This window comes from Nitratidesulfovibrio liaohensis, assembly GCF_011682075.1.
In the GTDB taxonomy this organism is placed as follows: Bacteria; Desulfobacterota; Desulfovibrionia; order Desulfovibrionales; family Desulfovibrionaceae; genus Cupidesulfovibrio; species Cupidesulfovibrio liaohensis.
Genome location: NZ_VSMK01000655.1, coordinates 1 through 13,270, shown reverse-complemented (window position 1 = coordinate 13,270; position 13,270 = coordinate 1). Strand labels below are relative to the sequence as shown.

The 13,270-nt window shown below is 67.2% G+C and carries 9 protein-coding genes; 4 read left to right on the top strand and 5 right to left on the bottom strand.

Annotation, left to right across the window (positions count from 1 at the left end):
• Positions 1-111 precede the first annotated feature (111 nt).
• Positions 112-4,671 carry an ATP-binding protein gene (locus FVW27_RS17235; RefSeq protein ID WP_167127528.1) on the top strand — a complete coding sequence of 1,520 codons (4,560 nt, stop codon included), beginning with the start codon at positions 112-114 and terminating at the stop codon, positions 4,669-4,671.
• A gap of 425 nt (positions 4,672-5,096) precedes the next feature.
• Here the strand turns inward: FVW27_RS17235 and FVW27_RS17230 are convergent, their stop codons facing one another.
• Positions 5,097-6,686 (bottom strand): peptide chain release factor 3, encoded by a 1,590-nt coding sequence (locus FVW27_RS17230; protein WP_167127525.1) that lies wholly within the window; start codon positions 6,684-6,686, stop codon positions 5,097-5,099.
• Positions 6,687-7,157: 471 nt separating this feature from the next.
• On the opposite strand from FVW27_RS17230, the gene kdsB reads away from it, so the two are divergent.
• From kdsB to FVW27_RS17215, 3 genes are all read left to right on the top strand, one after another.
• Complete coding sequence (gene kdsB / locus FVW27_RS17225) at positions 7,158-7,964, top strand: 3-deoxy-manno-octulosonate cytidylyltransferase (protein ID WP_167127522.1); 807 nt, start codon at positions 7,158-7,160, stop codon at positions 7,962-7,964.
• Positions 7,961-9,091, top strand: a complete 1,131-nt coding sequence (gene carA / locus FVW27_RS17220) for a glutamine-hydrolyzing carbamoyl-phosphate synthase small subunit (protein WP_167127519.1) — start codon at positions 7,961-7,963, stop codon at positions 9,089-9,091. The genes kdsB and carA overlap by 4 nt, the downstream gene beginning before the upstream one ends.
• A 116-nt stretch (positions 9,092-9,207) precedes the next feature.
• The gene (locus FVW27_RS17215) at positions 9,208-10,023 is read left to right on the top strand and encodes a tetratricopeptide repeat protein (RefSeq protein WP_167127516.1); all 816 of its coding nucleotides are present in this window, start codon (positions 9,208-9,210) and stop codon (positions 10,021-10,023) included.
• Between the two features lie 144 nt (positions 10,024-10,167).
• On the opposite strand, the gene FVW27_RS17210 is transcribed toward FVW27_RS17215, so the two are convergent.
• The 4 genes from FVW27_RS17210 to FVW27_RS17195 all read right to left on the bottom strand — a co-directional run.
• Entirely contained in the window at positions 10,168-10,395 is a 228-nt protein-coding gene (locus FVW27_RS17210) for a rubredoxin (RefSeq protein WP_167127513.1), read from the bottom strand.
• Between the two features lie 90 nt (positions 10,396-10,485).
• Positions 10,486-11,061 carry a rubrerythrin gene (gene rbr / locus FVW27_RS17205; protein WP_167127510.1) on the bottom strand — a complete coding sequence of 192 codons (576 nt, stop codon included), beginning with the start codon at positions 11,059-11,061 and terminating at the stop codon, positions 10,486-10,488.
• Positions 11,062-11,465: 404 nt separating this feature from the next.
• Positions 11,466-11,837, bottom strand: a complete 372-nt coding sequence (locus FVW27_RS17200; RefSeq protein ID WP_243838541.1) for a Fur family transcriptional regulator — start codon at positions 11,835-11,837, stop codon at positions 11,466-11,468.
• Between the two features lie 225 nt (positions 11,838-12,062).
• The coding region (locus tag FVW27_RS17195; RefSeq protein ID WP_167127504.1) for a TolC family protein at positions 12,063-13,270 on the bottom strand (1,208 nt) is incomplete at its 5' end.

Genomic DNA, 13,270 nt, shown 5'->3' with positions numbered 1-13,270 from the left:
GACGCTGTCGCGCCACCGCCGCCCGAGGGTTTGCCCCCTCGCCAACAATCCGCCGTCGCGCAGGGGGCTGGAACGCGCCCGCCCATCCCCCCGGGCCGCCTTGGCGACAGCATGCTCGGCTGGGTGCTGCTGGTGGTGCTGGCGGCGGTGGTGGCAACCAGCGCCACCCACGTGCTGCGCGAACGCGAACGCCAAATGGACATGGCCCGCCTGCGCCTGGAAGGGCAACTGCGCCTGATGGGCGAACATGTGGGCGGGCTGCTCCAGACCATGGACTTCACGCTGGCGGCCCTGGCCTTCGATATATCCAACAACGTACCCGACCACGCCCCCCCCACCCCGCGCGCGCTCGACACCATGCTGCGCCAGCGGCTGGACCTGCTGCGCCCCCATGTCCTGGAACTGGCCCTGTTCGCCCCGGACGGTCGCGTACTGATCGCCACCGGCCCCCTTCCCGCCGCAGCCGCCCCCCTGTTGCGCCACGTGGTGCTGCCTGCCCACCGCGACCTGCTGCGCGACTTCAACCTGGTGCGGCTGCAAGCGCCGCGCACGGGTCCGCACCGCAGCATGCCGCCCAGAATGCTGCTGAGCCGCCGCGTCTCCGGACCGGACGGCAGCTTTGCCGGGGTGCTGGCAGCCCTGGTCAATCCAGTGTCCTTCCACGACCGCTATCAGGACTACGACCCCGATGAGGCGGAATGTTCCGCGCTGCTCGACGAGGACGCTTCGCCTCTGGTGGTGTGGCCGCCCGGTGCCGACGCGGTCTGCGTGCGCACCTCGGTGGCCGCGGCCAGCGGGACTTGGCCAGACACGGAACCGGATGGGGTGCCAGACACGGAACCGGACGCTGCTCCAGGCAAGGCGTCGGCCGATATGCCGGGCGCGCCGGGGGACGGACCCCGCCGTTCCCCCGACAGGACCGACACGGCGCACCGCCCCGCCCTGCCCTCGGAAACGCCGCCCTCTTTCGACGGCACACCATTTGACGACACGCCCGGCAAGGGCATCAGCATTCCCGGCATACGCATCGCCGAAACGGACGACGCGCTGGTGGCCGTGCACCAGATGCGCAATTTTCCCTTCCGCATGACCATGCACACTCCGCTGGACCTGGTGCTATCCGGATGGCGCAGACAGACGGTGGCCAACGTGGGCATGTCCCTGGCCCTGTGCATGGCCGTCTCGCTGCTGGCCTGGTCGGCCAGCCGCCAGCGCGGCCAGCGGCTGGAGGCGGAGACCGCGCTGCGCCACAGCGAAGCCCGCTACCGCACCCTGGCCGAAAACTATCCCGGCGGCGCCATCATGCTCTTTGACGCGAACATGCGCTGCCTGCTGGCCGACGGACTGGGGCTGGCCGGGCTGATGCTCCCCCGCCAGCGGCTGGAAGGGGCCACCCCCTCCGATGTGCTGCCCCCGCAGGTGGCCCTGCCCTTCGAGGAACAGTTGCAGGTGGCCCTGTCGGGTAGCGAGGTCACCTTCACCATGGCCATGGGCGAGCGCATCCACGAAGTACGCCTGCGCCCCCTGCACGAAGACCGCGAAACCGGCATGCCCGCCCGGTGCATGGCCGTGTTGCAGGACATCACCCAGCGCGAGGAGGCCCGCCTGGCCCTGCGCCACAGCGAGGCCCGCCTGCAAGAGGCGCAACAGATCGCCCGCATGGGCAGCTTTGAACTGCACATGGACACCGGGGCGTTCGTGTGGTCCGCCGGGCTGTACGAAATGCTCGGGCACGATCCCGCGCTGCCGCCCCCGGCCCCCGCAGAGGTGTTCGCCCTCCACGCCCCGGAAGAACTGGGCTGGTACCACGAACACGTGGCCATCGTTTCGGACGAGCCGGTGACCGAACTGCAACGTGTCTTTCCCTACCGCACCCTGGGGGGGCGGCAGGGCTGGGGGCAGTTCCGCTGCCGGGTCACGCGCGGCCCGGACCGTCTGCCCCTGCACGCCCAGGGCACCTTTCAGGACATCACCAGCCTGCGCGAGGCGGAACTGGCCCTGCGCGACAGCGAAGCCCGGCTCAACGAGGCGCAGTTCATCGCCCGCATGGGCAGCTATTCGGTCAACCTGCGCGACGGCGAGGCGTTCTGGTCGCCAGGGCTGTTCCGCCTGCTGGACCTGGACCCGCACGACGGCCCGCTGTTGCCGGGCAAGGCCTTGCGCCGCCACGCGCCGGACGCCGCCACGTGGTTCGAGGCATTTCTGGCCACCCCGGCGGACAGACCGGAAACCACGGTGCTGCGCTCGTTCCCTTACGTCACCGCCACGGGGCGGCATGGTTTCGGCCGCCTGCACCTGATGGCGCGCCACGGCGCGGACGGCCTGCCCGAGCACATCCGGGGCACCTTCCAGGACATCACCGCCCTGTACGAGGCCGAACAGGCCCTGCGCAACAGCGAGGCCCGGTTGCACGAAGCGCAGCAGATCGCGCGCATGGGCAGCTTTGACCTGGACCTGGTGCACGACCGGGCCCACTACTGGTCGCCCGGCCTGTACGCCCTGCTGGAACTGGATCCGTCCCTGCCCCCGCCGCCGCCCTCGCGCGGCAGCGCCGTCCATTCGCCGGAGCGCGTCGGCTGGTTGGACACCCTGCAAGCGTCACGCGACCCCGCGGCGGAAACCACCCACTCCGAAACCGTGCCCTACGTCACGGCCAGCGGCCGGAAGGGCGTGGCGCACATGCAGGCCGTGGTGCAGCGCGGGCCGGACGGCGCACCGGTACGCATGCGCGGCACCTTTCAGGACATCACCCGCCTGCACGAGGTGGAGCAGGCCCTGCGCGACAGCGAAGCCCGGCTGCTGGAGGCGCAACTCATCGCGGGCATCGGCAGCTTCGACTTCGACATCGCCAACGACGTGGCCACCTACTGGTCGCAGGGGCTGTACGCCCTGCTCGAGGTGGAGCCCGGCACGCCGCTGCCCCGCCCGCTGGAGGGCTGCCGCATGTACGCCCCGGACTACGTGGCGCAGTTCGAACGGATGATCACCCAACCCGCCGACGAGCCGGAATCCGTCTTCTGGGACAACATCCCCCTGCTGACGGCCAAGGGGCGGCGGATGATGGGCCAGATGAAGGCCGTGGTGCAGCGCGGGCCGGACGGCAGGCCGGTGCGGGCGCGCGGCGCCTTCCAGGACATCAACCGCCTGTACGAGGCGGAACAGGCCCTGCAACGGGCCAAGGAAGAAGCCGAAAGCGCCAACGAACTCAAGAGCCAGTTCGTGGCCAACATCAGCCACGAGATGCGCACGCCGCTTTCGGGCATCCTGGGCATCGTGGACGTGGCCCTTTCACGCCTGCACGAAACGACGCCTGCCGACCGCGATGACGAACAGACCCGCTATCTTTCCATGATCCGCAACGTATCCGAAGGGCTGCTGCACGTGATCAACGACCTGCTGGACTTTTCGCGCATGGAGGCCGGGCGGCTGGGCCTCGACCAGGTGGAGTACGACCTGCGCGCCGCCGTGAGCGATGCGCTGGCGCCTCTGGCCGTGCAGGCGGAACGCAAGGGACTGTCGCTTACCGTGCACATCGCCGCGGATGTACCCGCCCGGTTGCAGGGCGACCCGTTGCGGCTGCGCCAGGTGCTGGTGAACCTGGCGGGCAATGCCGTGAAGTTCACCGACACGGGCAGCGTGCACGTGGACGTGCGGCGCAACGCCCGGTGCCCCCGGCCCGGCGGCTGCCTGCGCTTCACCGTGCACGACACCGGCCCCGGCATCACGGCGGACAAGCTGCCCCGGCTGTTCGAAAGCTTCTCGCAGGCGGATGGCTCGCATACCCGGCGGCACAGCGGCAGCGGCCTGGGCCTTGCCATCTCGCGGCACATCGTGCGCTTGCAGGGCGGCGACATCGGCATGGACAGCACGCCCGGCCAGGGCAGCCGGTTCTGGTTCACCCTGCCCATCGACAAGGACGCGCCGCAGGGCGCCGCCGACCCCACGGACCTGCTCCTGACCAGCCCGAATCTGGCGGACCATCCGGATTTCCCGGCACTTCCGGGGCTTCCGAAACATGGCACACCGGAAATACAGGGAACGCAGGCGGCCAGCGGCCATCACGGGCCGAAGGAACAGGACGGTCAGGAGGCGGCCCGCCCCCTGTGCGTGCTGCTGGCGGAAGACAACGACCTGAACCGCGAATTCCTGAGCTTCTTCCTGCAGGAACGCGGCTACGAGGTGCACCTGGCCATCGACGGGCAGGAGGCCCTGGACCGCCTGCGCGGGGGCTGCGCCCCCGATGGCGAGACAGCTCCCCCCCACGAAACCGGCAGGAATGCCGCCGAGGAGGGAAGGCCAGATACCGGAGCGGAAGCCGCACCGGGTGCCGGGGCAGGCCCCAGGGCGGACGGCGGAATGCAACGCCCCCCCTTCGATGTGGTGCTGATGGACGTGCAGATGCCGGTGGTCAGCGGGCTGGAGGCCACCCGCCGCATCCGCGAGGCGGCGGCGCAAGGGGCGGCCTGGGCCGACGTGCCGGTCATCGCCCTGACCGCCCACGCCATGCAGGGCGACCGCGACCGCTTCCTGGCAGAGGGCATGGACGACTTCGTGGCCAAGCCGGTGAACCGCGAGACCCTGTTCGCAGCCATCGAACGGCAGGTGGCACGCTATCGCGAAAAACGTGGGGCCACGAGCCACGGCACGGACGGCACAACGGGGGCGGCATAGCCACCAACGGCCCGCACGCATTCCCCTTTTCTTTTCCCGCACTTTTCGCACAACGCACGAAGGCCCGGCATATGCCGGGCCTTCGTGCGTTGCTCGTTGTCAGGCGCATCACCAATAGCAGTCGAACATCCGATCCAGAAGTAAGCCTCTTCTTCCCCAATCCCGCTATGTTCTTTTTCCTTATATCCCGCAGCGGGCTTCCGCTGCGGGGGGGCTGGTGCGGGGACGATGCAGGGACTTACGAGTTTTGCTCGCCGGACAAGGCGAATCGGTGTTTTTGAGCGCAGCGTACTTTTGTACGTGAGCATCAAAAACACCGATTCAACGCCGTCCGGCGACAAAAGACGAATTCCGCCAGCAGCGTCACCGCGCTGACCTCACCCCTCCACAACGCGCACCACCAGCGGGCAAGCGGCACGCGCGCCCTAGCTGATCTCGCGCGTCGTGCGGAATTCAACCTTCGGATACCGCTCCATGGCCGACTCCAGCCGCCACGGGTTGGGCGCCAGATACGCCAGCGCACCCTCCGCATCCACGGCCAGCTCGCCGCGATGATAGTCCTGGAAATCCGCGAATATCTTCTTGTCCTCGCAGTACACCCAGCGCGCCGTATGCGTGCTCACGCCCTCGTACACGGCGTCCACGCCGTACTCGTCGGCCAGCCGCGCCACGATCACGTCAAACTGCAACACGCCCACCGCACCCAGGATGTAATCGTTGTTCACCAGCGGGCGGAACAACTGCACCGCGCCTTCCTCGGCCAGCTGCTCCAGCCCCTTCTGCAACTGCTTGGCCTTCAGCGGGTTCTTCAGGCGCACCCGGCGGAAATGCTCCGGCGCGAAGTTGGGAATGCCCACGAACTTCAGCACTTCCTTCGATTCGGTGAAGGTATCGCCGATCTTGATGGTGCCATGGTTGGGAATGCCGATGATGTCGCCGGGAAAGGCCTCTTCAACGCCGGTGCGGTCCTGCGCCATGAAGATGGTGGCGTTGGCCACGGTCACGTCCTTGCCGGTGCGGTGGTGCTTCAGGCGCATGCCCCGCGTGAACGTGCCGGAACAGATGCGCAGGAAGGCCATGCGGTCACGGTGGGCCTTGTCCATGTTGGCCTGTATCTTGAAGACCACGCCGGTGAAGGCCTCCTCGGCGGGCTCCACCACGCGGGTGGCGGCGGGGCGGGGCTGCGGGCCGGGCGCGAATTCCACGAACATGTCCAGCATCTCGCGCACGCCGAAGTTGTTGATGGCGCTGCCGAAGAACACCGGGGTCAGCTCGCCCTTCAGGTAGCGTTGCTCGTCGAAGGGGGTGCCCGCCTCTTCCAGCAGGGCCAGGTCCATGCGCAACTGCGCGGCCTGGTCGCCCAGGTACTCGTCCAGTTGCGGGTCGTCCGCGCCGTGGATGACGATGCCCGACTGGATGCGCCCGCCGTGGGTGGCGGAAAAGAGGTGCAGTTGCTTGTGCAGGAGGTCGTAGGTGCCCTTGAAGCTGGAACCCATGCCGATGGGCCAGGTCATGGGGGCGCACTCGATCTGCAGGTGCTGCTCGATGTCGGCCATGACGTCCAGCGGGTGCAGCGCCTCGCGGTCCATCTTGTTGACGAAGGTCATGACCGGGGTGGAGCGCATGCGGCACACGTCCATCAGCTTGCGGGTCTGGGCTTCCACGCCCTTGGCCGCGTCGATGACCACCAGCGCCGAGTCCACGGCGGTGAGCACGCGGTAGGTGTCTTCCGAAAAATCCTGGTGGCCGGGGGTGTCCAGCAGGTTCACCACCCTGTCGCGGTAAGGGAACTGCATGACCGAGGTGGTCACGGAAATGCCGCGCTCGCGCTCCATGGCCATCCAGTCCGAGGTGGCGTGGCGGGCGGCCTTGCGGGCCTTGACCGAACCGGCCATCTGGATGGCCCCGCCGAACAGCAGCAGCTTTTCGGTCAGGGTGGTCTTGCCCGCGTCGGGGTGGCTGATGATGGCAAAGGTGCGGCGGCGCGCGGCCTCGCGTTCCAGTCTGCTGCTCACGGCAATGGTCCTTGAAGGGGTCTGGCGGTCTACTGGCGATGACCGATGTACGTCGGGATGGGGAATGCCCGGAATGTGCAGCGCCCTGTCGGACCGGGTACGGAACCCGCGCGGGCACGGGCGGCGGCCAGGGGGCGCGCAACGGCTCGCGGCACGAAAACAGGGGCGGCGCGACAAAAAAGGGGGGCGGGCCTTGCCCGCGCGAGAAGCGGAGTTATGCTACACCTGAGGAGAGCGGTCAACCGCCGGGCCGGACGCCCCGGGCATGAGCGCGGAACGGGGCGGGTGGCGGCGCGACACGGGAACCCCGGCCATTTTACATTTTCGTCAGCCATTCCGGACTGATGCGTCATTTTCCACAAGACGCTTTCCCGGCCTGATATTTTCGGTTATTGTCCGTAAGTTTCGCGCCCGGAGCATCACCCCAATGCCTCCGCACCCCAACCGCAAGCCGCAGGGCCACCCGACGAGATGACGGCATTCCCCACCTGTTACGGCATCATTCCCGCACGCTACGCCTCGTCCCGTTTTCCCGGCAAACCGCTGGCCGACATCGCGGGCATGCCCATGTTCTGGCATGTGTACCAGCGTGCGGCCCGCTGCCCGGAATTTCGCAAGGTGGTGCTGGCCACGGACGACGAACGCATCGCGCAGGCCGCACAACGGCTGGATGTGCCTTTCGTCATGACCCGGCCCGACCATGAAAGCGGCACCGACCGGGTGTACGAGGCGGCCTGCCTGCTGGGCAGGGACCTGGAACCGTCCGGCACGGCGGGGCTGCCCGACGACACGGTGGTGGTGAACATCCAGGGCGACGAACCCGCGCTGGACCCGCGCATGCTCAGCCAGCTGGTGGCCCCGTTCGCCGCCGCAGGGGACGGCAACCGGGTGCGCGTGACCACCCTGGCCATGACCATCGACGCGGCGGAAGCCGCCAGCCCCGACCGGGTCAAGGTGGTCACGGCGGCCAACGGCGACGCACTGTACTTTTCGCGCGCTGCCATCCCCTTCGCACGGGACGGCAGCGCGCACGAAGGCGAAGGAAGCCCGGCCTACCTTGGTCATGTCGGGTTGTACGCCTTCCGGCTGGAGGCGTTGCGCGCCTTCACGCAACTGGCGCCCTCTTCCCTTGAACGGCGCGAGAAACTGGAGCAGCTGCGGCTGCTCGAAAACGGCATTCCCATCCGGGTCGTGCCCACAACCTACCGTACCCACGGGGTGGACCGGCCCGAAGACATCGGCATCATCATCAACCTGCTTGGGGAGAACGAAGGATGAGAGCTTTCCTGGCCCTGGAAGACGGCTTCGTGCTTGAGGGGCGCTCGTTCACCGGTCACGGCGAATCGGGCGGCGAGGTCATCTTCAATACCGGGATGACCGGCTACCAGGAGGTCCTGACGGACCCCTCGTACGCCGGGCAGATGGTCTGCATGACCTACCCTCTCATCGGCAACTACGGCGTGACGGCCGAGGACATGGAATCCGGCAAGGTCCATGTGGAAGCCTTCATCGTCAAGGAATGTTGCAAGACGCCCTCCAACTGGCGGGCAAAAATGTCGCTGCCCGACTACCTGGCGCAGCACGGGGTGATGGGCATAGAGGGCATCGACACCCGCGCCCTGACCCGCCACCTGCGCATCAACGGCGCCATGCGCGGCATCATCTCCACAGAGACGGACGACCGCGACGAACTGGTGCGCCGCGCCCGCGCCCTGCCCACCATGGAAGGCCAGAATCTGGTCACCAGGGTGGCGCCCGCCACGCCCTACCGCTGGGACGGCACCCGCCCGCAGCCGGTGCAACTGGCCGCAGACGGCGCCTACGCCTGGCCCGGCCCCGGCCCGCGCCTGGTGGTGTACGACTACGGCATCAAGTGGAACATCCTGCGCCTGCTCACCGACCAGGGCTTCGACCTGCTGGTGGTGCCGCCGTCGTTCACGGCCATGCAGGTGGCGGCCAGCGGTGCCGAGGCGGTGTTCCTGTCCAACGGCCCCGGCGACCCGGCCACCCTTACCGACGAAGTGCGCGAAATCCGCGTGATGACCGAACGCATGCCGGTGGCGGGCATCTGCCTTGGCCACCAGTTGCTGGGACACGCCCTTGGCGGCACCACCCACAAGCTGAAGTTCGGGCACCACGGGTGCAACCACCCGGTCAAGGACCTGGTGACCGGGCACATCGAAATATCCTCGCAAAATCACGGGTTCTGCGTGGACATAGAGAGCGTGCCCGACGTAGAAATAACCCATGTGAACCTGAACGACGGCACGCTGGAAGGGTTTGCCCACAAGACCAGGCCCATCCTGGCCGTGCAGCACCACCCGGAAGCAAGCCCCGGCCCCACCGACAGCCGGTACTTCTTCGCCCGGTTCAGGGGCATGGTGCGAGAGGCCGTGGGCCGCTAGGGGCCACCGCCACCAGCTCCACGATTTGACTCAGGGGGGCGCGGTACAGGCACGCCGCGCCCCTTCGCTTACGGGGCCTTGCCCCTTTACGCGCCACGCCACTCCGGGGGCGATGCATGTCCAACGACCTCACCAAGGCACGACAACTGCTTACCCAGGTGCGCTCACTGCTGCGCCAGGGCAAGGTGATGCCTGCCGCCCAGTCTTTTCACGAGGCGCTGGTGCTGGTGCTGAAAAACCCGCTGATGAAGGCCGAACGCGAAGAATTCGAGCGCATGCTGGCCGACGCCGCCGCCTACCTCGACAACGACCCGGAACTGCGCAAGGTCTTTCCGCTCCGGATCGACTACAAGCCCGGTTCGGAACGCCAGGTGCTGGACACCGTGCGCGAACTGGTCAAGGCGGTGAACGAAGCCGCCGTGAACGAGGCGCAGGAACACATCAAGGCCATGGAGGCCCGCAAGCAGTCCGAACTGAACCGCGGCCAGAAGCTGCTGGACGACAAGGACTACGACGCCGCCAACGGCGTGTTCCGGCAACTGGTGGTGGAATTCAGCGACGACCCGGCCCTGAAGGGCGACATCGGCGAGCGATTCCTGAAGGCGGGCCGGTACGAGGAAGCCTTCGACTATCTGGCCCAGGCCCTGGACCAGAGTCCGGAATCCGTCCACCTGTACAACCGCATCGGCATGGCCCTGCGCAAGATGGGCAAGTTCGACGTGGCGGAAAAGTACTATTTCAAGGCCGCCCAGTACACCGGGCGCGACCCCAACCTGTTCTTCAACATCGGTCGCCTGTACGTGGACTGGCGCAAGTGGGACAAGGTGGCCAAGGCCGCCTCGGCCGCGCTGCAACTGAAGCCGGACTTCGACGAGGCGCGCAAGATGCTGGAATTCGCCACCCGCCAAATGGGCAAGCAGGCGGGCAAATAGCGGAAACGGGCGCACCCGCCGCCACCACGCAGGCCGCCCAACTGTCGGTCGCAATGCACGAAAAGGCCCGCCGGGATTTCCCGGCGGGCCTTCGTTCATTCATTGTCTTGCGCAGTAACCATCGGCCCGCTTGCCTTGCCCCCGTCACCTGTCCGTGGGCAGTTCGCAGTTCGGCTGCGCGGTTGATCCGGGTCCGGCCATGGGGCGGAAGCAGCGCTTGGTGCCGCCGCACACCGGGCAGCGCCAGGTGTCGGGCAGATCCTCGAAGCGGACGCCCGGCGGCACCTTGCCCTTCCGGTCGCCCCGGTCGGGGTCGTAGACATAGCCGCAGTTGACGGTCTGGCAACGCCACATGTCCTTGGGATCGGCCATAGTGCCTCCTTCCCCCCGGAGTTCGGCCCGTACTGACTCCGGCGTGCCTGTCACGCCGGTTCGCGCCCGCTGCGCCCGAGACCCAACAATTTACCAGTTGATGCCCAGCAGTTCGAAGTGGGCCTGCGGGTGGGCGCAGGCGGGGCACAGGTGCGGCGCCTCGTTGCCCTCGTGCAGGAACCCGCAGTTGCGACAGCGCCACACCACGGACGATTCACGCACGAACACGCGGGCTTCCTTGACGTTCTTGGCAAAGCCCAGAAAGCGGCGTTCGTGGAATTCTTCGGCTACGGCGATGCTCATGAACACCTTGGCGATCTCGTCAAAGCCCTCCTCGCGGGCGATGCGCGCGAACGAGGGGTACATTGCGGTGTACTCGTGGTTTTCGCCCGCCGCCGAGCTGATGAGGTTGGCGTGGGTATCGCCGATGACGCCCGCCGGAAAGGCAGCCACTATCTCCACCTCGCCGCCTTCCAGGAACTTGAACAGACGCTTGGCATGTTCCTTTTCCTGGCTGGCGGTTTCGGCAAAGATGTCGGCAATCTGGACGAAGCCGTCCTTCTTGGCGCGGGCGCCGAAATAGTCGTAGCGGTTGCGGGCCTGCGATTCGCCGGCGAAGGCGGTCAGGATGTTGCGTTCGGTCTTGGTGCCTTTCAGGGCTTTCATGACTGCTCCTTGATTTATCGTTATGTTCCGGGTGAATGGGGAGGTAGCCTGATGACGTCGGGACGTGCTGCCGCGTACGCCGTGAAATGTCAGCGGTGCCCCGCACGCGGGTGGGGCCGCCGGAACCGTGATGTGCTGGTCAGGTGCGACGATCGGGGTGCGACCGTGCCGGTCGGCATGCGCGCGGTACGAACTGTACGGAAACGGGCAGATGGATGCAGCCCACCGCGATACCTGCTCCGGGCGCGAATGATGCGTCGCCATTGGCAGTTCGTGCGCTCAAACCATGTTGTTGGATGCCATGCGTCGTGGAGCCATCCCCGACTCCACGCCGCGAACGTACAATTCCCACTCCCTCGGCACAAGAGTGAACATGCCTTCGGGATGATGGGAGATGCGGCGGCTCAGTTCTTCGAAGCGCAGGCCTCGCACACCCCTTCGAACTCGATGCGTCCGGAAAGGATGATGAAGCCGGGGGCGCGGGCGCCCGAAATGTCGGGCAGGAGCACGGGGTCCATCACATCGCCCACCCGACCGCACTGGGTGCAGCGCACGTGCTGGTGGGGGGTGACGTTACCGTCGAAGCGCTTCTGCGACCCGGCCGATTCCAGCTTCAGGATATCACCCGATTCGGCCAGCAAGTCGAGGTTGCGGTACACTGTGCCCAGGCTGATGCGCGGCAGGCGCTGCCGGACCATGCCATACACCTCGTCCGCCGTGGGATGGCTGTGCACGTTGCGCAGTTCTTCCAGAATGACCATGCGTTGCTTGGTCATGCGTGTCTGCTGTTGCTGGGTCATGTGGACCTCACGTTGTTTATTGGTAATGGTTACTGTTCATGAGGTCAGATGTCAAGGCCCCGCGGAAAAACGGCGCGCCGCGCCGACAATCCGGCGTCGCGCATGCGACAGGGCCGCCGGGACAATCCCGGCGGCCCTGAAATGTGCCATATATCGGCGGCTTGTCCGGCCCGCCTCGCGGCGGCACCGGCCCTTTGCGCCCTAGCCGTCCGTAAGGGAAGGCTTCAACTCGCCCATGGCCGCCCACAGCTTGGACAGCGCATCCAGGTATTCCGCCTTGGCCCCGGTCAGCGCCGCCTCGGCAGCGGTCAGCTTGGCCTGAGCGTCCAGCACGTCGGTGTTGGTGCCCACCTGGGCCTGGTAGCGGGCCACGGCCACGCGGTAGGCTTCCTCGGCCTGGGTCAGCCCCTTGGTGGCCACCGCGATGCGCTTGGAGGAATCGGTCAGTGTCAGCAGGCGCGACTGCACCTCGTAGGCCACCTCGTGGTGCAGGTTGGCCTCTTCGGCGCGGACCTGGGTTTCCACCTGGCGAGCCTGCTGGCCGGAATACCACGTCTTGCCCCACTCGAAGACGCTCCACTCGGCCTTGAGCCCCGTGGACCACTGGCTGAACCCGGTGGGGCTCAGGGTGCTGCCCGAGGCTTCGGGGTGGTCGCCTTCGGTGGCCCAGTTGAAGTTGGCCGAAACCTGCGGGTACAGCCCGCTGTCCGCGATGCGCACGTCCTTGCCCGCGATTTCAACGGCCTTGCCCGCGATGCGCACGTCGGGCCGGTTGCGGTAGGCGCGTTCCAGACACTGTTCGAGCGTCATGTCGAAGCCCACGGGCACCAGCGTGCCCACGTAGTCGGTGTCGCTGCCCACGGGCAGGGTGAGCAGGGTGTTCAGCCGGGCGCGCTGGGTGGCGTGATTGTTTTCGGCGGTGATCAGCAGCGATTCGGCGTTGGTCACGTCCACTTCGGCCTGCAACACGTCCAGGCGCGGGCGCAGCCCCACGTCGTAGAAGGCGCGGGTTACCTTGGCCTGTTCACGCAGACGGTTCAGGGCGTCGCGCGCGCTGCGCACGTTCTCGCCCGACTTCAGGTAGGCCAGGAAGGCTTCCTGCACCTGCACCACAAGGTCCAGACGCGACTTGTCCAGCGTCAGGGCCTGGCGTTCGGTTTCCAGCGCGGCCTTCTGGTAGGTGGACAGCAGCCGCAACCCGGTGAACAGCGGCTGACTGACGCCCACGGTCCAGGTGTAGGTGTCGTCGTCCAGTTCACGCGACATGGAGCGGGGCTTCTCGTTCAGGCGATCATAGCCGTAGGAGGTGGACACGGCCGGGCCGAACGCCCCCCGCGCCGACTTGCGCCCTTCTTCCGCCGCATCGCGCCCGGCGCGGGCGGCCACCACGCCCTGGTTGTCGCGCAGGG

What these genes read in the sequence shown, in the direction of transcription:
- FVW27_RS17215 (WP_167127516.1), top strand. Translation starts at nt 9,208, where the DNA reads ATGTCCAACGACCTCACCAAGGCACGACAACTGCTTACCCAGGTGCGC.
- kdsB (WP_167127522.1), top strand. Translation starts at nt 7,158, where the DNA reads ATGACGGCATTCCCCACCTGTTACGGCATCATTCCCGCACGCTACGCC.
- rbr (WP_167127510.1), bottom strand. Translation starts at nt 11,061, where the DNA reads ATGAAAGCCCTGAAAGGCACCAAGACCGAACGCAACATCCTGACCGCC.
- carA (WP_167127519.1), top strand. Translation starts at nt 7,961, where the DNA reads ATGAGAGCTTTCCTGGCCCTGGAAGACGGCTTCGTGCTTGAGGGGCGC.
- FVW27_RS17200 (WP_243838541.1), bottom strand. Translation starts at nt 11,837, where the DNA reads ATGACCAAGCAACGCATGGTCATTCTGGAAGAACTGCGCAACGTGCAC.
- FVW27_RS17235 (WP_167127528.1), top strand. Translation starts at nt 112, where the DNA reads ATGCTCGGCTGGGTGCTGCTGGTGGTGCTGGCGGCGGTGGTGGCAACC.
- FVW27_RS17210 (WP_167127513.1), bottom strand. Translation starts at nt 10,395, where the DNA reads ATGGCCGATCCCAAGGACATGTGGCGTTGCCAGACCGTCAACTGCGGC.